Genomic DNA, 24,710 nt, shown 5'->3' on the forward strand with positions numbered 1-24,710 from the left:
GTAGGACGTCGCCAAGCAAGCTAAAACACGAATCATTTGATTCGTGTTTTTTTGTGTTTTCAAACAGTACGCGAAAAGAAGTAATGATAATACAAACACGTTGCCCAAGGATGAATCATATTATATAAGAAATTGATGTATATTTTTCTGTAAATTGTTAAGGAATAGAAGTATGAAATATATCCATTTAAATAGGGAGGGAAGGATATGAAATCACAAAACGAAGTTTGTATTGTTTGTGAGACAGAAAGAAAAGAAGGAATATATGTTTATAATAATTTAATATGTTATGAATGTGAAAAGGACATGGTGAATACGGAGACAAATGATCCGAAGTATATATATTATTTAAAACAGCTTCGGAAATTAGAAGTATCATATTTTTAAATAGGCATATGCCTATTATTTTTTTTGTTCTGTATAATAGAGAAAGAATGAAATAATAAGGAAGAGATATAGATGAATCAAAATCGCATACCTTTATATGAGGCATTAATAGAGTTTAAAGAAAGAGGGCCATTGTCCTTTCATGTTCCAGGTCATAAAAATGGTTTAAACTTCCCTCAGGAGGCAGTAGAGGAGTTTAAAGATATATTATCTATCGATGTGACTGAGTTGTCAGGGTTAGATGATTTACATAGTCCGTTTGAATGTATAGATGAGGCGCAACAATTATTAGCTGATGTATATGGAGTGGAAAAAAGTTATTTTTTAATTAATGGTTCAACAGTCGGGAACTTAGCAATGATTTTGTCTTGCTGCGGGGAACATGATATTGTTCTTGTACAAAGAAATTGTCATAAATCAATTATTAATGGTTTAAAACTAGCGGGAGCAAATCCAATTTTTTTAGATCCATGGATTGATGAAGCTTATAACGTACCAGTGGGAATTCATGATGAAATTATTAAGAAAGCAATTGAAGAATATCCAAATGCGAAAGCACTCATTTTAACACATCCTAATTATTATGGTATGGGGATAGATTTAGAAGCAGGCATCGCTTATGCGCATGCACATAAAATCCCTGTTTTAGTAGATGAAGCACATGGAGCTCATTTTTGTTTAGGGGGAGCATTCCCAAAGTCAGCGTTAGCATACGGTGCAGATATTGTAGTTCATTCTGCACATAAAACATTACCCGCGATGACGATGGGATCCTATTTACATATAAATAGTCACCTGGTGAAAGAAGAAAAAATTTCTACTTATTTAAGTATGCTACAATCTAGTAGTCCGTCGTATCCAATTATGGCTTCTCTTGATATTGCACGTTTTACAATAGCGCACATAAAAGAAAAGGGCCATGATGAAATTGCCGGGTTTTTACGGGAATTTAAAGAAGAATTGTGTTCTATTCCACAAATAGCTATTTTACAATATCCATTACAAGACGAATTAAAGGTAACCGTACAGACACGTTGCCAGTTATCAGGATACGAATTACAGTCAGTATTTGAAAAGGTTGGCATATATACAGAAATGGCGGATCCATATAATGTCCTATTTATTTTGCCCTTGCAAGTAAATAAGGAATATATGAAGGCTATAGAGACGATCCGAGGGGCATTGCAATATTATGAGGTGAAAGACAAGAAGGAATCTATTCGTTATACTTATAAAGGGGAAATTTCCCCTTTACCGTATACATATAAACAACTGGAAGGATATGAAACTAAAGTAGTATCTGTAGAGGAAGCAGTTGGGATGATAGCGGCAGAAATGGTAATTCCGTATCCACCTGGAGTTCCATTGATTATGTATGGGGAAAGAATTACTTCAGAACATAAAGAGCAAATTATGTATTTAGAGAAAGCAGGCGCTCGTTTTCAAGGCAGTACGAAATATATGAAAGTGTATGATATAGAAAGTGGGTTTTAGGATGAAGGGATTATTTGTAACAATTGAAGGTCCAGAAGGTTCTGGTAAAACAACGTTAATTCAAAGTTTATTGCCATACTTTGAACAAAAAGAACAGAAGGTAATGGCGACGAGAGAACCAGGTGGTATTGCAATTTCTGAGGATATTAGAACGATTTTACATAAACAAGAATATACGATGATGGAAGCACGTACAGAGGCACTTCTGTATGCTGCTGCCCGTAGACAACATTTGGTGGAAAAAGTTATGCCAGCACTTAACGAGGATTGCCTTGTATTATGTGATCGTTTTATAGATAGCTCTTTAGCGTATCAAGGATATGCAAGAGGATTAGGTATGGATAAAGTATTTGAAATCAATCGTTTCGCAACAGAGGACTGTATGCCTAGTTTAACGATTTACTTAGACATTGAACCAGAGATTGGTTTAGCTCGAATTGAAAAAGATGCAGGACGTGAAGTGAATCGATTAGATATGGAAGATATCTCTTTCCATAAACGTGTGCGTGAAGGGTATTTACAAGTTGTAGAACGCTTCTCAGATCGTATTGTATTAGTAAATGCTGATCAACCAATGGAAAAACTTATAGAAGAAGTTGTTCAGATTATAGAAGATAAATTGTTATAATAGAAGGAAAGAATGAAATAAGTGAGGTATGCATTATGATGAAGACGTGGGAGCAGCTTTCTGCTATACAACCCATCGGTGTAAAAATGTTGATGAATAGCATTGCAAAAGAGCGTATATCCCACGCTTACTTGTTAGAGGGAGGGAAAGGGACAGGAAAGTTTGCGACGGCAATTCAAATGGCAAAGAGTTTCCTCTGTTCTCAGCGTAATGGGGTAGAGCCTTGTCATGTATGTACAAATTGTAAGCGAATTGATTCAGGTAACCACCCGAACTTACATATTGTAAAACCAGACGGATTATCTATTAAAAAGCAACAAATTCATGATTTACAAGAAGAGTTTTCAAAAACAGGATTAGAAGCAAATAAAAAAGTATATATTATTGAGCACGCAGACCGTATGACAGCAAATGCAGCAAATACACTCTTGAAATTTTTAGAGGAACCAAGTAGTGATACAACAGCTATTTTACTTACTGAACAAAGTCATCAAATTTTAAATACGATTTTATCTCGTTGTCAAGTTGTTACATTTAGACCATTACCTACGGAATCTTTAATTAGAAGATTACAGGATGAAGGTATTACGACGTCTTTATCGACACTTGCTGCACAACTCACGAATAGTTTTGATGAAGCTTTAGCTTTATGTGGTGATGAATGGTTTGCACAAGCACGAGCTTTAGTGATAAAATTATGTGAAGCGCTCGAAAAGGATAAAGCCTCTATTTTTTTTGTACAAGAAAAATGGGGAAAACACTTTGGAGAGAAAGAACAATTACAGCAAGGTTTAGATATGTTACTCCTTATTTATAAGGATTTATTATATGTTCAACTTGGAGAAGAAGATCGTCTTGTTTTTCATGAGCAGAAAGAGATGTTTGAATCTTTCTCCTATGCTCAGAAGCGCATTGTATCAGCTCTCTTTAATATATTAGAGGCAAAAAATAGAATCAACGCTAATGTAAATGCGCAGCTTGTGTTCGAACAGTTAGTGTTGCGGTTGCAGGAGGGATGACCGTTTTGTATGATGTAGTAGGTGTTCGCTTTAAGAAGGCCGGAAAGGTATATTACTTTGATCCGAATCAGTTCGATATCTCTGAAAATGAGTTCGTAATTGTAGAAACAGTAAGGGGTATTGAGTACGGAAAAGTAGTTATTACCAAAAAGCAAGTTGATGAGAACGACGTTGTATTACCGCTAAAAAAGGTTATTCGTATTGCAAATGAAAATGATCGTACCATTGTTGAAGAGAACAAACATGCTGCGAAAGAAGCATATCAAGTTTGTCAGCAAAAGGTAGTAGAGCATAATCTTGATATGAAACTTGTAGATGTAGAGTATACGTTCGATCGCAATAAGATTATTTTCTACTTTACTGCGGATGGTCGGATTGATTTCCGCGAACTGGTGAAGGACTTAGCAGCAATTTTTAGGACAAGAATTGAACTAAGACAAATTGGTGTTCGTGATGAAGCGAAGATGCTTGGTGGTATTGGTCCATGTGGTCGTATGCTTTGTTGTTCTACTTTTTTAGGTGATTTTGAACCTGTATCTATTAAGATGGCAAAGGATCAAAATTTATCATTAAATCCTGCGAAAATCTCTGGTTTATGTGGTCGTTTAATGTGTTGCTTAAAATATGAGAATGACGAATATGAGGCAGCAAAGGAACAACTTCCTGATTTAGATCAACGTATACAAACCCCGCATGGTACTGGCCGTGTTATCGGATTAAATATTTTAGAAAGATTAATTCAAGTGGAACTAGTAGACAAGGAACGGATAGTAGAATATACGTTAGATGAGTTAGTGAATAAAGGGGTCGTTTCGAGTCAAACCACAGATTAATGAGGTGGGTGCTTGTGGAGAAAAAAGATATTTTTGCATCGGTTTCTAGTATGGAAGAGCAAATTGGACATTTATACAAACAGTTGGGAGAATTAAAACAACATCTTGCAGAGTTGTTGGAAGAAAACCAACATATAAAAATGGAAAATGAAAATTTGCGACACCGCTTTGAAGAAGTGCAGATTAAAGAAAAACAAAAAACTCAAAAACGTAAAGAAGTGAAACCAAAGACAACTGATATTGGTGAAGGCTACGATAACTTGGCAAGACTATATCAAGAAGGTTTTCATATTTGTAATCTGCATTATGGAAGTGTACGTAAAGAGGGAGATTGTTTATTCTGCCTGTCATTTTTAAATAAAAAGTGAAATTACCTTTCCAATGATAATTGGAAAGGTAATTTTTTATACATGAGAGTAGAATGAAATATGTTTTTTATTAGTGGAAGATGAAATAGGGTAGGTTAAGTGTAAGAAAAGGAGTAACACATGAATTTATATGAAGATGAACGTTTAGATTACTTATTAGCGCAAGATATGAAGATCGTACAAAGCCCATCAGTATTTAATTTTTCTTTAGATGCTGTTTTACTTGCAGATTTTGCTTGGGTGCCAATTCAAAAAGGTAATTTACTTGATTTGTGTACAGGTAACGCAGTTGTGCCCCTTCTATTAAGTACAAGAACGAAAGGGAATATTACAGGTGTGGAAATTCAAGAACGTTTATATGATATGGGAATAAGAAGCGTTCAATACAATAAGTTAGAAGAAAGAATTCACTTAATACACGGGGATTTGAAAGATATGCCGGAGAAACTCGGACGTCATCAATATGATGTTGTCACATGTAATCCACCTTATTTTCAAACACCGGCAACGTCTGAGAAAAATATGAATGAACATTTAGCGATAGCTCGTCATGAAATTATGTGTACATTAGAGGATGTTGTATCTGCAAGTAGTCAGCTAGTAAAGCAAGGCGGAAAAGTAGCATTTGTACATCGTCCAGGTCGTTTACTAGATATTGTTACATTAATGCGTAAATACAAGATTGAACCAAAGCGTGTACGATTCGTTTATCCTAAGGCAGGGAAAGAAGCGAATACATTGTTAATTGAAGGAATTAAGGACGGAAACGCAGATTTGAAAATATTGCCACCTCTTTTTGTATATGAAGAAAATAATGAATATACAAAGGAGATTCGTTCAATTTTATATGGAGAAGAATAAGCATTGTTTTTATGTGGTAGAGTGCTCTGATGGCAGTTATTATGCTGGATATACAAATCATATAGAGAAGCGGATTCAGACCCATAATAGTGGAAAAGGAGCTAGGTATACGCGTGCTAGACTTCCTGTTGTTTTAAAATACGTAGAATTTCATGAAGATAAGCGTACAGCTATGCAAGCAGAGTATTATTTTAAGCAATTAAGTAGAAAACAAAAAGAAGAATATATGCAAAAAGGAGAACGCTATGTGGCAACAAAAAAGCTTTCAACAAAATGAAAAGGGAGTTTTATATTTAGTACCAACTCCTATTGGAAATTTAGAAGATATGACATTTCGTGCAATTCGAATTTTAAAAGAAGCTGATTTAATTGCTGCTGAAGATACGAGACAAACGAAAAAACTTTGTAATTATTTCGAAATCGAAACCCCTGTTATGAGTTACCATGAGCATAATAAGGAAGTAAGTGGAAAGAAAATATTAGAGAAGTTAGATGAAGGAAAGACCGTGGCACTTGTTAGTGATGCTGGTATGCCGTGTATTTCCGATCCAGGTTACGATATTGTTGTAGAGGCTGTAGCGGAACAATATCATGTTATCCCGCTTCCTGGGGCAAATGCGGCCCTTACAGCATTAATTGCGTCAGGTCTTGAAACAAAACAATTTTATTTCTATGGATTTCTACAAAGAAATAAGAAAGAAAGAAAAATGGAGTTAGAGAAGCTTCGTTATGTACAAACTACAATGATGTTTTATGAAGCGCCTCATCGTTTAGATGATACTTTAATCTCGATGCAAGAAGTGTTGGGAAATAGAGAAATTGTATTATGTCGAGAGTTAACGAAAAAATTCGAGGAATTTATTCGAGGAACAATCGAAGAAGCAATTGAGTGGACGAAACAAAATGAAGTTCGTGGCGAGTTTTGTATTTTAGTAGCTGGTTCAACGGAAGAGCCTGCCCCAGAAGAACAATGGTGGGAATCTATCTCAGTATATGATCATATTGAACATTATATAAACGAAAAAGGTATGAATTCAAAAGAGGCAATAAAAACAGTCGCTAAAGATCGAGATTTGTCGAAACGCGATGTATATCAAATCTATCATGTCGATAAAAAATAAGCTTCTCATAATTGAGAAGCTTATTTTGCTGTTTCGATATAATCTTGAAGTTCGTTTAAGATTTGCTCAGCGCCTTCTTTGCTTAAGATAATTTTACCTTCAGCTAAAGATAGGTTACCATCAGATACTTCGCCAGTTACTTGGCAAGTCATGTTTGGCTTATATTTTTTTAAGATGATTTTCTCGTCATCAACGTAGATTTCAAGAGCATCCTTTTCTGCAATACCTAAAGTACGGCGTAATTCGATTGGAATTACCACACGACCTAATTCATCAACTTTACGAACGATACCAGTAGATTTCATAATTCTTTTCCTCCTAAAGAAATAGTTTATAAGTTTCGAGTCTATTTTCTAGATTCGTCATTTTTCGACAAAATACCCTATGGACATATGATACCAATCATTTACATTTCCGTCAATTCTTTAATTCTATATTTTTTAAAAAGATTTATAGATTTCTTACTTCTTATATATAATAGAATGCGAGTAATTTCTACTATTATTTTACTTTATTTTCTGAAAAATTTATAAATTATAAGTGAGGACTGTATATTTTCTTGAAATATGAGTAATAGATGATAAAGGTATCAAGTATTAACTCGTTTTTATCCCGCATTAACAAGCGGTAAGATTTTAAATTCAAAATTCGGCTGGAGGAAAGAGGTTAAGTAAGAGCCGGATTGCGCGTAAAAGCTCGATTGGTGCAGGCTAATAATCTGCGGGAATGAACAAAACCCCTCACAGATTAAAGTTTCACTTTATATATAAGTTTTTGATATACTGTTTATAAATACATATGAGGTTATCCGGGAGGTCCAAAACAATGACAGAGGAAAACAAGTCCTTTTATATTACTACCCCAATTTATTATCCAAGTGGAAAATTACACATTGGACATGCTTATACAACAGTAGCGGGAGATGCGATGGCACGATATAAGCGTATGCAAGGATATAATGTTCATTACTTAACAGGAACTGATGAGCATGGACAGAAGATCCAAAAGAAAGCAGAAGAATTAAACGTTACACCACAAGCATATGTGGATAACATCGTTGCAGGAATTAAAGAACTTTGGGAGAAGATGGATATCTCTTATGATGATTTTATTCGTACAACGGAAGATCGTCATAAAGATGTAGTTGAAAAAATCTTCAAACAACTAGTAGATCAAGGTGATATTTATCTTGATGAATATGAAGGTTGGTATTCTGTACAAGATGAGACATTCTATACAGAGCATCAATTAGTAGATCCAATTATGGAAGGTGACAAAGTAGTTGGAGGAAAAAGTCCAGATAGTGGTCATGATGTAGAACTTGTTCGTGAAGAATCGTATTTCTTTAGAATGGGTAAATATGTCGACAGACTATTAAAATTCTATGAAGATAATCCACATTTCATTCAGCCAGAATCTCGCAAGAATGAAATGATTAATAACTTTATTAAACCAGGCTTAGAAGATTTAGCTGTTTCTCGTACTTCATTTGACTGGGGAGTTCGTGTTCCAGGTAACCCAAAACACGTTATTTACGTATGGGTTGACGCGTTATCTAACTACATTACAGCATTAGGTTATGGAACAGAAAATGAAGAGATGTATAAACAGTTCTGGCCGGCTGATGTGCACTTAGTTGGAAAAGAAATCGTTCGTTTCCATACAATTTATTGGCCAATCATTTTAATGGCATTAGATTTACCTCTTCCGAAAAAAGTCTTTGCTCATGGTTGGATTTTAATGAAGGATGGAAAGATGAGTAAGTCAAAAGGAAACGTAGTAGATCCAGTTACATTAATCGATCGTTATGGATTAGATGCATTACGTTATTACTTACTTCGTGAAGTTCCATTCGGATCTGATGGGGTATTCACACCAGAAGGATTCGTGGAGCGTATTAATTTCGACTTAGCGAATGACTTAGGTAACTTATTAAATCGTACAGTAGCTATGATTGATAAATACTTTAACGGAGAAATCCCTGCATTTAAAGCAAATGTAACGGAATTTGATGAAACGTTAGTAGCTTTCGCACAGGATACATTGAAAAAAGTAGAAGAAGCAATGGAGAATATGGAATTTTCTGTAGCTCTAAGCTCAATTTGGCAATTGGTTAGCCGTACGAATAAATATATTGATGAAACACAACCGTGGGTATTAGCAAAAGATGAGAATGATCGTGAAAAGCTAGCTTCTGTAATGGCCCATTTAGCAGAAGTACTTCGTCAAACAGGTATTATGCTTATGCCATTTTTAACAGTAGCACCAAGCAAGATGTTTGCTCAGCTTGGCCTTACTGATGAAGCACATAAGTCTTGGGAAAGTCTATCTACGGTTGGCTGCATTCCGGCTGGAACAAAAGTAGAAAAAGGAAATCCAATTTTCCCTCGTTTAGAAATGGAGGTAGAGGTAGAGTACATTAAAGAACAAATGAAAGCCTCTGCTCCTAAAGTAGAAGAGAAAAAAGAAGAAGAACCGAAGGCAGAAGAAATTACAATTGATGATTTCTTTAAAGTAGAATTACGCGTAGCTGAAGTATTATCTGCTGAGCCTGTGAAAAAAGCAGACAAGTTGTTAAAAATCCAACTAGACCTAGGCACAGAAAAGCGTCAAGTTGTTTCTGGAATTGCAAAATTCTATTCGCCAGAAGACCTAAAAGGTAAAAAGGTTATTTGTGTAACAAACTTAAAACCTGTAAAATTACGCGGTGAATTATCGCAAGGTATGATTTTAGCGGGTGAAGAGAATGGTGTATTGTCATTAGCATCAATTGATCAAAATCTACCAAATGGTACAAAAATCAAGTAATTCAGACAAGAAAAGAGATGTTTCACGTGTAACATGTGTGAAGCGTCTTTTTTCTTTTTACACTCTCAATTTTTGCATTAAAATTGTAGTATTGTTATCGTTAAGTTATGAAAGAGCTTGTTTTTGTGGAATAAACTTGATTTCAATATAAAAGGAGTTATGTATTATGCTGTTTGATACACATTCACATTTGAATGCAGAGCAATTTGAAGAAGATTTACAAGAAGTTATTGCCCGAATGAAAGAAGCAGGAGTTACTTATACAGTTGTTGTTGGTTTTGATGAGGTAACGATAAAAAAGGCGATTGAATTAGCTGAAGCCTATGATTTTATTTACGCTGCGGTTGGATGGCATCCAGTTGATGCAATCGACATGACAGGAGAACATTTAGCATGGTTAGAAGAACTTGCTTCTCATCCTAAAGTTGTTGCACTTGGAGAAATGGGCTTAGATTATCACTGGGATAAGTCCCCAAAAGAAATACAGAAAGAAGTATTCCGTAAACAAATTGCATTAGCGAAAAAGGTGAAATTGCCGATTATTATACATAACCGTGATGCAACTCAAGATATTGTTGATATTCTAGAAGAAGAGAATGCAGCTGAAGTAGGAGGTATTATGCATTGCTTTAGTGGCAGCGTAGAAGTGGCAGAGCGATGTGTTGATATGAACTTTTTAATTTCGTTAGGCGGACCAGTTACATTTAAAAACGCTAAGAAACCGAAAGAAGTTGCTGCGGAGATTCCATTAGAGAAATTGTTAATAGAGACGGATTGTCCGTATTTAACACCGCATCCATTTCGAGGGAAACGAAATGAACCAAGTTATGTAAAACTCGTAGCAGAAGAAATTGCGAACTTAAAAGGGATTTCTTATGAGGAAGTAGCAGAAGTAACAACAAAAAATGCAAAAGCTTTATTTGGTGTTGAATAAAAAGGAGTGGGAGAACCCATTCTTTTTTATTTTTGTGGAAAAATAGCAGGAGTGATAGAGAAAATAAAGGCGAATGAGGAAGCGTTACAATAAGGAGAGAGAACAAAGCTTTGGACATTCTATTTTTTAAAATGTAAGAATGGGGAAAATAATAATGGAAAAGTCGTCATTTTTTTGTTTTACTAAGTAGAGACGAAACGAGTGTGGAGGCAAGCATGAAAATTAAAGAGATTATCGTTGTAGAAGGTAAAGATGATACAGTTGCGATTAAGCGTGCTGTTGATGCGGATACAATTGAAACGAACGGTTCAGCAATCGGTGATCATGTTATTGAGCAAGTTAAATTAGCGCTGCAAAAACGAGGCGTTATTATTTTCACAGATCCGGATTATCCTGGAGAGCGTATTCGAAAAATTATTTCTGATAAGGTACCTGGATGTAAACATGCCTTTTTACCGAAGGAAGAAGCACTTGCTAAAAGGAAAAAGGGTGTCGGAATTGAACATGCTTCTAATGAATCAATTCGCCGTGCTTTAGAGAATATACATGAAGAAATGGAAGCTTACACAAGTGAAATTAGTTGGAGCGATCTAGTCGATGCAGGTTTAGTGGGCGGAGAAATGGCAAAGAGTCGCAGAGAAAGAATGGGTAAGCTATTAAAGATTGGTTATACAAACGCAAAACAGTTACATAAACGTTTACAAATGTTTCAAGTTTCAAAAGAATCATTTGCAGAAGCTTATAAGCAAGTCATACAGGAGGAAAGAAAATGAAGGATATCGCAACGCCAAATCGTACGAAAGACATTGTTGAAAAGTACGGATTTTCATTCAAAAAAAGTTTAGGGCAAAATTTTTTAATTGATACGAATGTATTAAATCGTATTGTCGATCACGCTGAAATTGGATCAGAAAGTGGTGCAATTGAAATTGGACCAGGTATCGGTGCATTAACAGAACAATTAGCGAAGCGTGCTAAAAAAGTTGTGGCTTTTGAAATTGATCAAAGATTATTACCGATCTTAGATGAGACGTTAGCTCCATATGGCAACGTTACAGTTATTAATAAAGATGTACTAAAGGCAGATGTACACGAAGTGTTTAGCGAGCAATTTGAAGAAGGGCAAGATGTAATGGTAGTAGCTAACTTACCGTACTATATTACAACGCCAATTTTATTTAAATTGCTGGAAGAGAAATTACCGGTTCGTGGATTTGTTGTTATGATGCAAAAAGAAGTTGGGGATCGTTTAGCTGCTAAACCTGGAACGAAAGAGTATGGTTCTTTATCCATTGCTATTCAGTATTATACAGAGGTAGAAACAGTTATGACTGTACCGCGTACAGTGTTTGTACCACAACCAAATGTTGATTCTGCAATTATCCGTCTCCTAAAGCGTCCGAAACCAGTTGTAGAAGTAACAGATGAGACATTCTTCTTTGAAGTAGTACGAGCAAGTTTTGCACAGCGTCGTAAAACGTTAATGAATAATTTATCGAATAATTTAAATGGTTTCCCGAAAGATAAAGAGCTTTTGGATCAAATTTTAACAGAAGTAGGAATTGATCCAAAACGAAGAGGAGAAACGCTATCTATCGAGGAGTTTGCAACATTAAGTAATGCATTAGTTCTTCATAAATTGTCATAAGAATAGAAAAGGGACAGTTCAACTTGAACTGTCCCTTTTGTCACCTTTCCTCGCCTACATTCATACTTTAAAAACAGGTAAGATGGCCTAACGAGTTTGGAGGTAGGAGAATGGTTTTACATGTTGGAGAATTAGTGGAACGATATTCTCATAATAGGGATATTCTTTTTCGTATTATAGAAATAAAAGGCGAGATAGCTATATTGTTTGGAGAGGAAATTAGACTGGTGGCGGATGCACCACTTGAAGATTTAATTAGTATAGATCAACGAGAACATAAAAAAAGAGCGAAGCGCGAGAAAGAAACGATGGAGCGTACGTATCGATTGTTTCAACAAGATTATGTATTAATGAAACAAAGGCATGAACACACTTCAACGGGTGGATATACAAGTGAGGTGAATTATTTTCAAATGCCGGGACGTGTATTGCATATAGATGGAGACCCGTTATATTTGCGCAAGTGCTTAGACTTATATAATAAAATTGGTGTTCCTGTACAAGGTATTCATTGTAAGGAAACAGAGATGCATGAAAAGGTAGTAGATTTAATAGATCATTTTCGTCCGGATATTTTAGTAATCACAGGGCACGATGCATATACAAAGTCAAAAGGGGTAAAGGGAGATTTAGCAGCATATAGACATTCAAGGCATTTTGTACAGGCTGTTCGAGAAGTGAGAAAAAAATATCCATCATTGGATCAACTCGTTATTTTCGCAGGTGCATGCCAATCACACTTTGAAGCATTAATTCGAGCAGGCGCTAATTTTGCTAGTTCACCATCTAGAATTAATATTCACGCACTAGATCCTGTATATGTGGTGGGTAAAATTAGCTTTACGTCATTTATGGAGAGAGTCAATGTATGGGATGTTGTACGTAATACGATTACCGGTGAAAAGGGACTTGGCGGGATTGAGACAAGGGGGATTTTACGAACTGGATTACCCTTTCAACACTATGAAGAATAAGCAAGGTACATATGTATCTTGCTTTTTTGTGTGGAAAGGATTTAAATCAGCTTGGATAAAAAGAGATAAGAACGCACAGACTACATAATGATACTTTTACAATATAGTATTTCTTCTATCTATTCGAACGCATAATGCTTTTATAATGATATTGTCTGTGAGTTGCGGTTAATAATTGGGATAGATATATCGTGTTTTAAGTGTTCAATCTAAATTACAGCGAGGTGTAACGAAGTATATGTCAAAACGTTTAGATGAAATTAAAAGCGAACTAGATCACCATCTTGGACAGAGACTGATGTTAAAGGCAAATAGTGGGAGAAGGAAAACAGTAGAACAATCAGGTGTACTTGCAGAAACGTACCGTTCTGTTTTTGTTGTGCAATTGGATCAGCAAGAAGATGCATTGCAACGTGTATCGTATAGCTATGCGGATGTTTTAACAGAGACAGTAGAGTTAACATTTTATGGTGAACCTCATAACGAAGTGATTTTATAATTGATGTACCGTTACATATATTCCCACAAATGAAAAGCTATATTATTTTGCATACTAATTATACCGTAGCAAAATAAGGAGGGACTCTGCATTGAGTAGACGAAGAGGTGTCATGTCAAATCAATTTAAAGAAGAGCTTGCAAAAGAGCTAGGCTTTTATGATGTTGTTCAGAAAGAAGGCTGGGGCGGAATTCGTGCGAAAGATGCTGGTAACATGGTGAAACGTGCTATAGAAATTGCAGAACAGCAATTAATGAAACAAAACCAGTAGTTGTAAGATACTTTCTATGCTACGGTAGCCGAGGAGTGATTCCTCGGCTTTTTGTACTCTAAAAGGTGCCATCATTTTACATAAGTAGTTTCATTCTGAATGCTTTTCGTTATAATTAGGGAAGTGTCATCGTCTTACTATAAATTTATGGTAAAATAAACGATAAAAGATTGAGTACATAGAGTGGGTGAATAGATTGAAGCTACTAGTGAAAGCACCAGCAAAGATTAATCTGTCGTTAGATGTACTGGGAAAAAGACAAGACGGATATCATGAAGTGAAAATGATTATGACAACAATTGATTTAGCGGATCGTTTAGAACTAATGGAATTAGCAGAAGACCGTATTGAAATTTTATCCCATAATCGGTATGTCCCAGACGACCAAAGAAATTTAGCTTATCAAGCAGCGAGATTATTAAAAGAGAAGTTTAATGTGAAAAAAGGCGTATCTATTACTATTGAAAAAACGATTCCAGTAGCAGCTGGATTAGCAGGTGGAAGTAGTGATGCAGCAGCGACATTACGTGGCCTTAATAAATTATGGAATTTAGGGCTTACGATTGACCAATTAGCAGAGCTTGGCGCAGAAATTGGGTCAGATGTATCGTTTTGCGTATATGGTGGGACAGCAATTGCTACTGGAAGAGGAGAACAAATTGAGCACATCAAAACTCCGCCTTCTTGTTGGGTTATTTTAGCAAAACCCCATATTGGTGTATCTACTGCTGATGTGTATGGAAATTTAAAGTTAAATCGAGTTACACATCCAAATGTAGATAAAATGGTTGATGTCATAAATGCCGGGGATTACAAAGGGATTTGTGATACTGTTGGTAACGTTTTAGAAGATGTAACGTTTGCGATGCATCCTGAAGTTGCACGTATTAAGGCACAGATGAAGCGATTTGGGGCGGATGCTGTATTAATGAGTGGAAGTGGCCCAACCGTATTTGGCCTTGTGCACCATGATTCGCGAATGCATCGTATATATAACGGATTAAAAGGATTTTGTGAACAAGTATACGCAGTACGTTTATTGGGAGAGCGAGAAACGCTTGAATAAAGACGTATAATACGGTATGATTTGTTTAGAATATTCGTGATTTGAGGTGAGAGTATGAAAATTAGACGAAGTACAAGATTAGTCGATATGACGTATTACTTGTTACAAAATCCTCGTCAGCTAGTTTCTCTCACTTTTTTTGCTGAAAGGTATCAATCAGCTAAGTCTTCCATTAGTGAAGATTTAGTTATTATTAAGCAAACGTTTGAACAACAAGGGGTCGGCACATTGCAAACGATACCAGGAGCAGCAGGAGGAGTGAAATATATACCATATATAAGTGCGGAAGAGGCAGATCTCATTATTGGAGAGCTTTGTAGCCTATTTGAAAATCCAGGTCGTATTTTACCCGGTGGTTACTTATATATGACAGATCTTTTAAGTAATCCTCGTCATATTAATGGCGCAGGTCGTTTGTTTGCTTCTGTTTTTGCTAGGCAACCAATTGATGCGGTTATGACGGTAGCAACGAAGGGGATTCCACTTGCTTATGCGGTGGCAAATTACTTAGATGTACCGGTAGTAATTGCAAGAAAAGATAATAAGGTAACAGAAGGCCCAACTGTTAGTATTAACTATGTATCAGGTTCTTCTAAGCGAATTCAAACAATGACGTTAGCAAAGCGTAGCCTTCCAGAAGGGTCAAATGTTTTAATTATTGATGACTTCATGAAAGCTGGCGGGACAATTCAAGGTATGATGAGTATGTTAGAAGAGTTCAAGGCTAATGTTGTTGGTATTGGTGTATTAGTAGAATCCACGGATATTGAAGAAAGACTAATTAATAATTTTGTATCATTAATTCGTCTATCAGAAGTTGATGTGAAAGAAAAAGCGATTCAAGTGGAAAAGGGGAATTATTCACTGGCGCCATTTGATGAAGGGCTTGTAGAGGCTGAGTAAAAAGGTAAAGCAGATCGCTTTATCTTTTTTTTATTCTATTTATAAATTATAAAATAGATGGACAAACAGCTTTTCCTGCACTATTTTTAAAGAGTAAAAATAAATAATAAAAGGGTGAAAAAATATGAAAGTTGTTCAAACAAACAATGCACCACAAGCAATTGGACCATATTCACAAGGGATTATTGTAAATAATATGTTTTACAGTTCAGGACAAATTCCATTAACTGCAAGTGGAGAGCTTGTAGCAGGAGACGTGATAGTACAAACAGAGCAAGTATTTCAAAATTTACAAGCGGTATTAGAAGAAGCAGGTGCTTCATTTGATTCAGTAGTAAAAACAACAGTATTCTTAAAAGATATGGATGATTTTAATGCTGTTAATGAAGTATACGGCTCTTATTTCTCTACTCATAAGCCAGCTCGTTCTTGTGTACAAGTAGCAAAATTACCGAAAGATGTTTCAGTTGAAATCGAAGTAATTGCCCTTGTTAAGTAGTTCTTTGTAAGCGATAACCTCCACTAATCTCTATATTCAATTACATTAAAAATTTTTATCTTAAAAATTTTTAAAAAATTAAAGGGAAAATAGAAATTTTGTGGAATTTATACAAATATATCGCTTATTTAGAAAAGGGTGGTGAACACAAGATGGAAGTGACTGACGTAAGATTACGCCGCGTAAACACAGAAGGCCGCATGAGAGCAATTGCCTCTATTACTCTAGACCATGAATTTGTTGTTCATGATATTCGTGTAATTGATGGTAATAATGGATTATTTGTAGCAATGCCAAGTAAACGTACTCCAGATGGAGAATTCCGTGACATTGCACATCCAATTAATTCTGGCACACGCTCTAAAATTCAAGATGCGGTTTTAACAGAGTATCATCGTTTAGGCGAGTTAGAAGAGGTTGAGTTTGAAGAAGCGGGTGCTTCGTAAAATTCGAATGAAAAGGGTTTTTTTAAGAAAGCCCTATAATTTTGCAACAAACTCCTGTAAGCATTTACAGGAGTTTGTTTTTTTTTTGTAGTTTTATACATTTAACGTGCGGAAAATTCAGAATTTATCAAAATGAAGAGGGGAACTTCTAATTTTTTCAAAATCAATTTAAATAGTATAGCTTATTTCTTAAAAAAGATACTAAAGAGTAAAACATCGTATGAGAATTATGGTAAAATTTAATAGTTAAAATGTGTTTCTTGAAATATATGATGATTTAGGATAATATCGTTAATGGATAAATAGGTTGCGATGGAGGGTCTATATGTCAAACAGATTTGCAGTGATTCTAGCTGCAGGTAAAGGCACACGTATGAAGTCTAAGCTATACAAAGTGCTTCATCCTGTATGTGGAAAACCTATGGTACAACATGTTGTCGATCAAGTATCTCAATTAGGATTGCAGAAACTTGTAACAGTCGTAGGACATGGTGCTGAAATGGTACAAGAACAGCTAGGAAACGTAAGTGAGTTTGCATTACAAGCAGAACAACTTGGTACAGCGCATGCTGTAGATCAAGCTGCAAGTGTACTTGCAAATGAAGAAGGAACAACTTTAGTTATTTGTGGTGATACGCCGCTAATAACTGCTGAAACGATGGAATCATTGCTTCAGCAACATAAAGAAGCAGGGGCAATGGCAACGGTGCTAACAGCTTACATAGAAGAGCCTGCTGGATATGGTCGTATCGTTCGTAATGAGAATGGTCATGTTGAAAAGATTGTTGAGCATAAGGATGCAAATGAGAAAGAATTAGCTATTAAAGAAATCAATACAGGTACGTATTGTTTTGATAATAAAGCTTTATTCGCTTCACTTTCTAAAGTTTCAAATGATAACGTACAAGGTGAATATTACCTGCCAGATGTTATTGAGATTTTAAAAAATGAAGGTCATATTGTATCGGCTTATCAAACAGAGCACTTCGATGAAACGTTAGGTGTTAACGACAGAGTCGCTCTATCGCAAGCGGAAATTATTATGAAAAACCGTATCAACCGAAAGAACATGGTAAATGGTGTTACGATTATTGATCCAAGTAACACGTATATTTCTGCTGATGCAATTATCGGTAGTGATACAGTTCTTCATCCAGGAACAATTATTGAGGGAAACACTGTAATTGGCTCTGATTGTGAAATTGGACCGCATACAGTAATTCGCGATAGTGAAATTGGAGATCGTACGACAATTCGTCAATCTACTGTACATGATAGTAAACTTGGTACAGAAGTATCGGTTGGTCCATTTGCACATATTCGCCCAGATTCGGTTATTGGAGATGAAGTACGCGTTGGAAACTTCGTGGAAATCAAAAAAACTGTTTTTGGTAATAGAAGTAAAGCTTCACACTTAAGTTATATCGGGGATGCACAAGTTGGAGAAGACGTGAATCTTGGTTGTGGTTCAATTACGGTGAACTATGACGGTAAGAATAAATTCAAAACTGTGATTGGTAACGGGGTATTTATTGGATGTAATTCAAACCTTGTTGCTCCTGTAACAGTTGAAGATGGTGCTTATGTGGCAGCAGGCTCTACAATTACAGAGAATGTTCCATCAAAAGCATTATCTGTAGCACGTGCACGTCAAGTTAACAAAGAAGACTATGTTGATCAATTGCTGAATAAGAAAAAATCATAATGTGGAGGGTTAATCTAGATGTCGACTCAATATCTAAATTCTAATTTGAAAGTATTCTCTTTAAACTCTAATAAGGAACTTGCTGAGCAAATTGCAAAGCACATTGGAGTAGGACTAGGAAAATGTTCTGTTGATCGTTTTAGTGATGGAGAAGTTCAAATTAACATTGAAGAAAGTATCCGTGGTTGCGATGTATTCATTATTCAATCTACAAGCTTCCCAGTAAACGAACATATCATGGAATTACTTATTATGATCGATGCATTAAAGCGTGCATCTGCAAAAACAATTAATATTGTTATTCCTTACTATGGTTATGCGCGTCAAGACCGTAAAGCGCGTTCTCGTGAACCAATTACATCGAAACTTGTAGCAAACTTGCTTGAAACAGCAGGTGCAACTCGTGTAATCACTCTAGATTTACATGCTCCACAAATTCAAGGGTTCTTTGATATCCCAATCGACCACCTAATGGGTGTACCGATTCTTTCAGATTACTTTGAAACAAAAGGTCTTAAAGATATCGTAATCGTGTCACCTGACCACGGTGGGGTAACTCGTGCTAGAAAAATGGCAGATCGCCTAAAAGCACCAATCGCTATTATTGATAAGCGTCGTCCTCGTCCGAACGTATCAGAGGTAATGAACATTATCGGTAATATTGAAGGTAAAACAGCAATTTTAATTGATGACATCATTGATACAGCTGGTACAATTACATTAGCAGCAAACGCTCTTGTTGAGAACGGTGCTTCTGAAGTATATGCTTGCTGTACACACCCAGTATTATCTGGTCCAGCAATTGAGCGTATCCAAAACTCAAATATTAAAGAGTTAGTTGTAACGAACTCTATCGTATTACCAGAAGAGAAGAAAATCGACAAAGTACATGAACTTTCAGTTGCTCCACTAATCGGAGAAGCAATTATTCGTGTATACGAAGAAGAATCTGTAAGTGTATTATTCAATTAATTGGATAGAATGAGACGTAACCAAGATTGGTTACGTCTTTTCGTATCGAAAAAAGAAAGTAGTGGTACAAGAATGAAATTGATAGTAGGACTTGGGAACCCGGGTAGAGAATATGAATTAACAAGGCATAATATTGGATTTATGGCGATTGATGAACTTGCAAGACGTTGGAATATTTCTTTGAATGAACAAAAATTTAAAGGAGTATTTGGTGCAGGATTTGTTAATGGAGAAAAAGTAATCTTATTAAAGCCACTTACATATATGAATTTATCTGGGGAAAGTATTCGTCCACTCATGGATTACTATAAAATTGATGTAGAGGACTTCGTTGTTCTGTACGATGATTTAGACATCCCTGTAGGTAAATTACGCCTTCGTATGAAAGGTAGTGCTGGTGGACATAATGGTGTGAAATCAACAATTTCACATTTAGGAACACAAGAGTTCCAACGCATCCGCATGGGAATTGATCGTCCGAAAAATGGCATGAAGGTAGTAGATTACGTATTAGGACGTTTTACATCAGAAGAAATTCCTGATGTGAATCATTCTATTGAAAAAGCAGCGGATGCATGTGAAGAATGGTTAAATAAACCTTTTCTTCAAATTATGAATACCTTCAATAGTTAAGGATATAATTGGGGATATTTTGTCTTATTTTTACCCATACTAGCAGTAATTGGACTTTTAGGAGGCTAGTATGGAAGGATATTATTATTGCAGACATTGCGGGAGTAATGTAGGCTCCGTTACTGCAGAAAAAGTGTATAGCGACGTTTTATTTCAACTAACAGAGCAAGAAGTAGTAGAGATGATTCATTTTCATGAGAATGGAAATATATACATAAAAACGATTTGTGAATCGTGTCAAGAAACGCTTGCATCTTATCCTGAGTATTATGAATATGAAAAATTTCTGCAATAAAATGTTGTCGCTTTGGCATGTCCAAAGCATTTTTCTGTTTTCTTTTTCCGAAATATTTGCATAAAATGTAGTGGCTTGCTCTTTATGTTGAGAGGGGTTTTGAAAATGATAGGTTTATTAGAGCAATTTTATAAAAATGAAGAGATCCAATCGGTTATTAATGGACTAGAAGATGGTTTAAAAGAACAACTTGTATCAGGTATGGCAACCTCTTCTCGTTCATTATTAATGGCGGCCTTATATAAAAAAACAAAAAAATCACAACTTATTGTGACGCATAATTTATATCAAGCACAAAAGGTGCATGAAGATTTAGTGGCGTTACTTGGTGAAAAAGATGTGTGGCTATACCCAGTAAATGAATTGATAGCATCAGAAATTGGTGTTGCAAGCCCAGAATTGAAGGCGCAACGTATTGAAGTATTGAATCGTTTAGCTGCAGGAGAGAATGGGATTATTGTAGCCCCAGTTGCAGGACTACGTAGGTTTTTACCAATGAAAGAGTTGTGGAAACAAAGGCAAATCGAAATCAATCTAGGGCAAGAGATTGATTTAGATACATTCTTGCATACTTTACATCATATTGGTTATGAGCGTAAGTCAATGGTAGAAGCTCCTGGAGAGTTCAGTTTGCGCGGGGGAATATTAGATATTTATCCATTAACTGAAGAGTTACCATTTCGTATTGAATTTTTCGACACAGAAGTTGATTCTATTCGATTATTCGATGTGGATGAGCAGCGCTCTCAAGATAAAAAAGAAAGTGTTAGATTTGGTCCAGCAACAGAGTTTTTATTCTCACAGGAAGAATTGAAGTCGGGAATTAAGCGTCTTGAGGAAGGCTTGACTAAGACGATGCAAAAACTTTCCGATGATAAATTGAAGACTACAGTGCTTGAGACGGTAAGTCATGAAATTGAGATGTTAAAAAACGGGCAAAGTATAGAACAGATGTTTAAATACTTATCTATTTTCTATAACGAACCTGCTAGTCTGATAGATTATTTACCAGAAGATGGTGTTGTAATTTTAGATGAGATTTCCCGTATTCAAGAAACAGCATCACATCTTGAAACGGAAGAGGCGGAATGGTATATATCACTTCTTGGTGAGGGAACAATTATTCAAGATTTATCTTTCTCACACTCATTTGAGGAATTTCTGCATCATAAAAAAAGAAGTTTTGTATATTTAACGTTATTCTTACGTCATATAGCACATACACATCCGCAAAACATTGTGAATGTGACATGTAAAACAATGCAAGATTTCCATGGGCAGATGCAGTTGTTGAAAACTGAAATTGATAGATGGAACGAAGGACATTTTACGACTGTTGTGCTCGGGACTGATGATGAACGTGTAAAAAAACTACAACATATTTTAAGTGATTATGATATTGAGGCAGATATCGTAGAGGGCACAGATATATTATTGCCTGGAAGGTTACAAATTGCTGTAGGTGATTTACATGCAGGATTTGAAATGCCGATGCAAAAGCTTGTTGTTATTACTGAAAAAGAACTTTTTCATAAGAAAGTTAAAAAATCACAACGTAAGCAAAAATTATCTAATGCCGAACGTATTAAAAGTTATTCGGAATTAAAAGTTGGAGATTATGTAGTTCATGTAAATCATGGTATAGGTAAATTCTTAGGTATCGAGACATTAGAGATTAATGGTGTTCATAAAGATTACTTGAATATTAAATATCAAGGTAATGATAAGTTATACGTTCCAATTGAACAAATTGACCAAGTGCAAAAATATGTAGGATCTGAAGGTAAGGATCCGAAAGTTTATAAATTAGGCGGAAATGACTGGAAAAAGGTCAAAACGAAAGTTGAAAAATCTGTACAAGACATTGCGGATGACCTAATTAAGCTATACGCTGAACGCGAAGCTTCAAAGGGTTATGCATATACACCAGATACGGCAGAACAACAAGAATTTGAATCTTCTTTCCCGTATCAAGAGACCGAGGATCAATTGCGTTCTATTGAAGAGATTAAGAAAGATATGGAACGTGGACGTCCGATGGATAGGCTTCTTTGTGGTGATGTAGGATATGGAAAGACGGAAGTAGCTATCCGTGCGGCATTTAAGGCGATTATGGATGAAAAACAAGTTGCAATTTTAGTGCCGACAACGATCCTTGCACAACAACACTATGAAACAATTCGGGAGCGTTTTCAAGATTATCCAATCAATATAGGATTATTAAGTAGGTTCCGTACGAGAAAACAGCAAAATGAAACAATTAAAGGCTTAAGAGATGGTACGGTAGATATTGTAATTGGAACGCATCGTATTTTATCTAAAGATGTTACTTATAAAGATTTAGGTCTTCTTATTATTGATGAAGAACAAAGATTTGGTGTAACGCATAAAGAAAAAATTAAACAATTAAAAGCAAATGTTGACGTATTAACATTAACGGCAACCCCGATTCCGCGTACACTCCATATGTCTATGCTTGGTGTACGTGACTTATCTGTTATTGAGACACCACCAGAAAATCGTTTCCCAGTCCAAACGTATGTAGTAGAGTATAATCCAGCTTTAATACGAGAAGCGATAGAACGAGAGCTTGCAAGAGGTGGGCAAATTTACTTCCTATATAATCGCGTGGAGGATATTGAAAGAAAAGCAGATGAAATTTCGATGTTAGTTCCAGACGCGCGTGTAACGTATGCGCATGGGAAAATGAACGAAAGTGAATTAGAGTCTGTTATGCTATCGTTTTTAGAAGGGCAGCATGATGTTCTTGTAAGTACAACAATTATTGAGACGGGTGTAGATATTCCGAATGTAAATACGTTAATTGTATTTGATGCAGATCGTATGGGATTATCGCAGTTGTATCAGCTTCGTGGGCGCGTTGGCCGTTCTAATCGTGTTGCATATGCATACTTTGCATACAAACGAGATAAAGTGTTATCTGAAGTGGCAGAGAAGCGTCTGCAAGCTATTAAAGAGTTCACAGAACTTGGATCAGGTTTCAAAATTGCGATGAGAGATTTATCCATTCGTGGTGCAGGTAACTTGTTAGGAGCCGAACAGCACGGATTTATTGATTCCGTCGGATTTGATCTATATTCTCAAATGTTAAAAGATGCAATTGAACAGCGTAGAGGAACAGACGGGGTTGAAAATACAGTTAATGTTGAAATTGATTTAGAAGTAGATGCATATTTACCGGATGCTTATATTTCAGATAGTAAACAAAAAATTATGATGTATAAACAATTTAGAGGTGTTTCTGCAATTGAAGATATTGAAGAATTGCAGGAAGAGATGATAGATCGATTTGGTGATTACCCGCAAGAAGTTGGTTACTTATTACAAATTGCAAATATTAAAGTATTGGCAATGAAAGAACAAATTGAGTTAATTAAGCAAAATAAATTTGAAGTAACGATTCTGTTCTCGGAACAAGCAAGTCAAAATATTGATGGCGGAAAATTATTCATGCTTGGAAATAGTTTTGGACGTATGATTGGTTTAGGAATGGAAGGGTCACAATTGAAAATCGTTATGAAAACCAATGGCTTAGAGACATCGAAGTGGTTAACAATTGCTGAAAATTTATTAAAAGGCCTACCAGATGTAAAAAAAGAAGTCATAAATGCCTAATATAAGATAAAAAAATACAATTCGGCGTGCATAGAAGAACTAATGTGTAAAATACTATGTCTAACAGTTGGTGATTTTTACATGAACAGGTAAATTCACCACTTTGATCATCAGTAGAAAGTGAGGCAGCATTAGAATGAAAGCAACTGGAATCGTACGTCGAATTGATGATTTAGGTAGGGTAGTAATCCCGAAGGAAATTCGTAGAACTTTACGTATTCGAGAAGGAGACCCACTAGAAATATTTGTTGATCGCGATGGAGAAGTAATTTTAAAGAAATACTCTCCAATTAGCGAATTAGGTGATTTTGCAAAAGAATATGCAGACGCTTTATATGATAGCTTAGGACATAATGTGCTTGTATGCGATCGAGATTCTATTATCGCGGTATCAGGCGTATCCAAAAAAGAATACTTAAACAAAAGTGTTGGCGATCTAATTGAAAAAACGATGGAAGAAAGAAAGTCTGTTATTATGACGGACGAAAGCGATATTTCCATTATTGATGGTGTAACAGAAAAGGTTCATTCTTATACAGTTGGGCCGATTGTTGCAAATGGTGATCCAATTGGAGCTGTCATTATTTTTTCAAAAGAAGCAATTATAAGCGAAATTGAGCATAAAGCGGTCAATACTGCTGCAAGTTTCTTAGCGAAACAAATGGAACAGTAAGGGTGCATAATTTTAGAAGTAGCAATTTTTCCTAATT

27 protein-coding genes are annotated in these 24,710 nt (G+C 35.7%); 26 read left to right on the forward strand and 1 reads right to left on the reverse strand.

Annotation, left to right across the window (positions count from 1 at the left end; translation table 11 throughout):
* The first annotated feature begins 207 nt into the window (after positions 1-207).
* The 9 genes from KI369_RS01330 (at position 208) to rsmI (ending at position 6,711) form a co-directional block, all read left to right on the forward strand.
* Positions 208-387: a sigma factor G inhibitor Gin gene (locus KI369_RS01330; RefSeq protein ID WP_000842028.1), complete on the forward strand. Its 180-nt coding sequence runs from the start codon at positions 208-210 to the stop codon at positions 385-387.
* Positions 388-459: 72 nt separating this feature from the next.
* The gene (locus KI369_RS01335; RefSeq protein WP_212954833.1) at positions 460-1,881 is read left to right on the forward strand and encodes an aminotransferase class I/II-fold pyridoxal phosphate-dependent enzyme; all 1,422 of its coding nucleotides are present in this window, start codon (positions 460-462) and stop codon (positions 1,879-1,881) included.
* Between the two features lies 1 nt (position 1,882).
* Positions 1,883-2,509, forward strand: a complete 627-nt coding sequence (gene tmk, locus KI369_RS01340; protein ID WP_212954834.1) for a dTMP kinase — start codon at positions 1,883-1,885, stop codon at positions 2,507-2,509.
* Between the two features lie 35 nt (positions 2,510-2,544).
* Positions 2,545-3,528 carry a DNA polymerase III subunit delta' gene (gene holB / locus KI369_RS01345; protein WP_212954835.1) on the forward strand — a complete coding sequence of 328 codons (984 nt, stop codon included), beginning with the start codon at positions 2,545-2,547 and terminating at the stop codon, positions 3,526-3,528.
* A 5-nt stretch (positions 3,529-3,533) separates the two neighbouring features.
* Positions 3,534-4,361 (forward strand): PSP1 domain-containing protein, encoded by an 828-nt coding sequence (locus tag KI369_RS01350; RefSeq protein WP_000272429.1) that lies wholly within the window; start codon positions 3,534-3,536, stop codon positions 4,359-4,361.
* A 14-nt stretch (positions 4,362-4,375) separates the two neighbouring features.
* Positions 4,376-4,729 (forward strand): DNA replication initiation control protein YabA, encoded by a 354-nt coding sequence (yabA, locus tag KI369_RS01355; protein ID WP_000412057.1) that lies wholly within the window; start codon positions 4,376-4,378, stop codon positions 4,727-4,729.
* Positions 4,730-4,849: 120 nt separating this feature from the next.
* On the forward strand, positions 4,850-5,590 hold the full coding sequence (locus KI369_RS01360) for a tRNA1(Val) (adenine(37)-N6)-methyltransferase (protein ID WP_061678923.1): 741 nt from the start codon (positions 4,850-4,852) through the stop codon (positions 5,588-5,590).
* The gene (locus tag KI369_RS01365) at positions 5,577-5,867 is read left to right on the forward strand and encodes a GIY-YIG nuclease family protein (protein ID WP_144616335.1); all 291 of its coding nucleotides are present in this window, start codon (positions 5,577-5,579) and stop codon (positions 5,865-5,867) included. Before KI369_RS01360 ends, KI369_RS01365 begins: the two co-directional genes overlap by 14 nt.
* Positions 5,836-6,711 carry a 16S rRNA (cytidine(1402)-2'-O)-methyltransferase gene (rsmI, locus tag KI369_RS01370; RefSeq protein WP_212954836.1) on the forward strand — a complete coding sequence of 292 codons (876 nt, stop codon included), beginning with the start codon at positions 5,836-5,838 and terminating at the stop codon, positions 6,709-6,711. The genes KI369_RS01365 and rsmI overlap by 32 nt, the downstream gene beginning before the upstream one ends.
* Positions 6,712-6,731: 20 nt before the next feature.
* On the opposite strand, the gene abrB is transcribed toward rsmI, so the two are convergent.
* Entirely contained in the window at positions 6,732-7,016 is a 285-nt protein-coding gene (gene abrB / locus KI369_RS01375; protein ID WP_000843036.1) for a transition state genes transcriptional regulator AbrB, read from the reverse strand.
* A 520-nt stretch (positions 7,017-7,536) separates the two neighbouring features.
* Here abrB and metG point away from each other — a divergent pair.
* The 17 genes from metG (at position 7,537) to spoVT (ending at position 24,673) form a co-directional block, all read left to right on the forward strand.
* Complete coding sequence (gene metG / locus KI369_RS01380; RefSeq protein WP_212954837.1) at positions 7,537-9,519, forward strand: methionine--tRNA ligase; 1,983 nt, start codon at positions 7,537-7,539, stop codon at positions 9,517-9,519.
* A gap of 166 nt (positions 9,520-9,685) precedes the next feature.
* Positions 9,686-10,453 (forward strand): TatD family hydrolase, encoded by a 768-nt coding sequence (locus KI369_RS01385; protein ID WP_212954838.1) that lies wholly within the window; start codon positions 9,686-9,688, stop codon positions 10,451-10,453.
* Positions 10,454-10,668: 215 nt separating this feature from the next.
* Positions 10,669-11,226, forward strand: a complete 558-nt coding sequence (gene rnmV / locus KI369_RS01390) for a ribonuclease M5 (protein ID WP_000692830.1) — start codon at positions 10,669-10,671, stop codon at positions 11,224-11,226.
* Positions 11,223-12,101 (forward strand): 16S rRNA (adenine(1518)-N(6)/adenine(1519)-N(6))-dimethyltransferase RsmA, encoded by an 879-nt coding sequence (gene rsmA / locus KI369_RS01395; RefSeq protein ID WP_212954839.1) that lies wholly within the window; start codon positions 11,223-11,225, stop codon positions 12,099-12,101. The genes rnmV and rsmA overlap by 4 nt, the downstream gene beginning before the upstream one ends.
* A gap of 110 nt (positions 12,102-12,211) precedes the next feature.
* Positions 12,212-13,075 carry a sporulation peptidase YabG gene (gene yabG / locus KI369_RS01400; RefSeq protein ID WP_000242870.1) on the forward strand — a complete coding sequence of 288 codons (864 nt, stop codon included), beginning with the start codon at positions 12,212-12,214 and terminating at the stop codon, positions 13,073-13,075.
* Between the two features lie 238 nt (positions 13,076-13,313).
* Complete coding sequence (gene veg / locus KI369_RS01405; RefSeq protein WP_000044349.1) at positions 13,314-13,574, forward strand: biofilm formation stimulator Veg; 261 nt, start codon at positions 13,314-13,316, stop codon at positions 13,572-13,574.
* 91 nt (positions 13,575-13,665) lie between these two features.
* Positions 13,666-13,845, forward strand: coding sequence for an acid-soluble spore protein SspF (gene sspF / locus KI369_RS01410; RefSeq protein WP_001985066.1), 180 nt, complete (start codon positions 13,666-13,668; stop codon positions 13,843-13,845).
* 196 nt (positions 13,846-14,041) lie between these two features.
* Positions 14,042-14,911, forward strand: coding sequence for a 4-(cytidine 5'-diphospho)-2-C-methyl-D-erythritol kinase (gene ispE, locus KI369_RS01415; protein WP_000772099.1), 870 nt, complete (start codon positions 14,042-14,044; stop codon positions 14,909-14,911).
* 54 nt (positions 14,912-14,965) lie between these two features.
* Positions 14,966-15,814 carry a pur operon repressor gene (gene purR, locus KI369_RS01420; RefSeq protein WP_061678916.1) on the forward strand — a complete coding sequence of 283 codons (849 nt, stop codon included), beginning with the start codon at positions 14,966-14,968 and terminating at the stop codon, positions 15,812-15,814.
* Positions 15,815-15,938: 124 nt separating this feature from the next.
* Positions 15,939-16,313, forward strand: coding sequence for a RidA family protein (locus tag KI369_RS01425; RefSeq protein ID WP_212954840.1), 375 nt, complete (start codon positions 15,939-15,941; stop codon positions 16,311-16,313).
* A gap of 152 nt (positions 16,314-16,465) precedes the next feature.
* A complete protein-coding gene (gene spoVG / locus KI369_RS01430; protein ID WP_000454041.1) occupies positions 16,466-16,759 on the forward strand; it encodes a septation regulator SpoVG in 294 nt (97 codons plus the stop codon).
* 325 nt (positions 16,760-17,084) lie between these two features.
* Positions 17,085-18,464 (forward strand): bifunctional UDP-N-acetylglucosamine diphosphorylase/glucosamine-1-phosphate N-acetyltransferase GlmU, encoded by a 1,380-nt coding sequence (gene glmU, locus KI369_RS01435; RefSeq protein ID WP_061678915.1) that lies wholly within the window; start codon positions 17,085-17,087, stop codon positions 18,462-18,464.
* Between the two features lie 18 nt (positions 18,465-18,482).
* A complete protein-coding gene (locus tag KI369_RS01440; RefSeq protein WP_000107420.1) occupies positions 18,483-19,436 on the forward strand; it encodes a ribose-phosphate diphosphokinase in 954 nt (317 codons plus the stop codon).
* A gap of 72 nt (positions 19,437-19,508) precedes the next feature.
* Positions 19,509-20,069 (forward strand): aminoacyl-tRNA hydrolase, encoded by a 561-nt coding sequence (gene pth, locus KI369_RS01445; RefSeq protein WP_306467498.1) that lies wholly within the window; start codon positions 19,509-19,511, stop codon positions 20,067-20,069.
* A 70-nt stretch (positions 20,070-20,139) separates the two neighbouring features.
* The gene (locus KI369_RS01450; protein WP_000399441.1) at positions 20,140-20,364 is read left to right on the forward strand and encodes an anti-sigma-F factor Fin family protein; all 225 of its coding nucleotides are present in this window, start codon (positions 20,140-20,142) and stop codon (positions 20,362-20,364) included.
* 105 nt (positions 20,365-20,469) lie between these two features.
* Positions 20,470-24,000: a transcription-repair coupling factor gene (mfd, locus tag KI369_RS01455; RefSeq protein WP_212954842.1), complete on the forward strand. Its 3,531-nt coding sequence runs from the start codon at positions 20,470-20,472 to the stop codon at positions 23,998-24,000.
* A 136-nt stretch (positions 24,001-24,136) separates the two neighbouring features.
* Entirely contained in the window at positions 24,137-24,673 is a 537-nt protein-coding gene (spoVT, locus tag KI369_RS01460; protein ID WP_000648302.1) for a stage V sporulation protein T, read from the forward strand.
* Positions 24,674-24,710 lie beyond the last annotated feature (37 nt).

The sequence above is a fragment of the Bacillus sanguinis genome (genome assembly GCF_018332475.1).
Classification (GTDB): Bacteria; Bacillota; Bacilli; order Bacillales; family Bacillaceae_G; genus Bacillus_A; species Bacillus_A sanguinis.

Coding starts and splice junctions, on each gene's coding strand:
- KI369_RS01440 (WP_000107420.1), top strand. CDS start 18,483: ATGTCGACTCAATATCTAAATTCTAATTTGAAAGTATTCTCTTTAAAC.
- KI369_RS01385 (WP_212954838.1), top strand. CDS start 9,686: ATGCTGTTTGATACACATTCACATTTGAATGCAGAGCAATTTGAAGAA.
- KI369_RS01365 (WP_144616335.1), top strand. CDS start 5,577: ATGGAGAAGAATAAGCATTGTTTTTATGTGGTAGAGTGCTCTGATGGC.
- KI369_RS01360 (WP_061678923.1), top strand. CDS start 4,850: ATGAATTTATATGAAGATGAACGTTTAGATTACTTATTAGCGCAAGAT.
- tmk (WP_212954834.1), top strand. CDS start 1,883: ATGAAGGGATTATTTGTAACAATTGAAGGTCCAGAAGGTTCTGGTAAA.
- KI369_RS01450 (WP_000399441.1), top strand. CDS start 20,140: ATGGAAGGATATTATTATTGCAGACATTGCGGGAGTAATGTAGGCTCC.
- abrB (WP_000843036.1), bottom strand. CDS start 7,016: ATGAAATCTACTGGTATCGTTCGTAAAGTTGATGAATTAGGTCGTGTG.
- rsmI (WP_212954836.1), top strand. CDS start 5,836: ATGTGGCAACAAAAAAGCTTTCAACAAAATGAAAAGGGAGTTTTATAT.
- spoVG (WP_000454041.1), top strand. CDS start 16,466: ATGGAAGTGACTGACGTAAGATTACGCCGCGTAAACACAGAAGGCCGC.
- purR (WP_061678916.1), top strand. CDS start 14,966: ATGAAAATTAGACGAAGTACAAGATTAGTCGATATGACGTATTACTTG.
- rnmV (WP_000692830.1), top strand. CDS start 10,669: ATGAAAATTAAAGAGATTATCGTTGTAGAAGGTAAAGATGATACAGTT.
- holB (WP_212954835.1), top strand. CDS start 2,545: ATGATGAAGACGTGGGAGCAGCTTTCTGCTATACAACCCATCGGTGTA.
- KI369_RS01330 (WP_000842028.1), top strand. CDS start 208: ATGAAATCACAAAACGAAGTTTGTATTGTTTGTGAGACAGAAAGAAAA.
- KI369_RS01335 (WP_212954833.1), top strand. CDS start 460: ATGAATCAAAATCGCATACCTTTATATGAGGCATTAATAGAGTTTAAA.
- KI369_RS01425 (WP_212954840.1), top strand. CDS start 15,939: ATGAAAGTTGTTCAAACAAACAATGCACCACAAGCAATTGGACCATAT.
- metG (WP_212954837.1), top strand. CDS start 7,537: ATGACAGAGGAAAACAAGTCCTTTTATATTACTACCCCAATTTATTAT.
- glmU (WP_061678915.1), top strand. CDS start 17,085: ATGTCAAACAGATTTGCAGTGATTCTAGCTGCAGGTAAAGGCACACGT.
- yabG (WP_000242870.1), top strand. CDS start 12,212: ATGGTTTTACATGTTGGAGAATTAGTGGAACGATATTCTCATAATAGG.
- veg (WP_000044349.1), top strand. CDS start 13,314: ATGTCAAAACGTTTAGATGAAATTAAAAGCGAACTAGATCACCATCTT.
- pth (WP_306467498.1), top strand. CDS start 19,509: ATGAAATTGATAGTAGGACTTGGGAACCCGGGTAGAGAATATGAATTA.
- spoVT (WP_000648302.1), top strand. CDS start 24,137: ATGAAAGCAACTGGAATCGTACGTCGAATTGATGATTTAGGTAGGGTA.
- rsmA (WP_212954839.1), top strand. CDS start 11,223: ATGAAGGATATCGCAACGCCAAATCGTACGAAAGACATTGTTGAAAAG.
- mfd (WP_212954842.1), top strand. CDS start 20,470: ATGATAGGTTTATTAGAGCAATTTTATAAAAATGAAGAGATCCAATCG.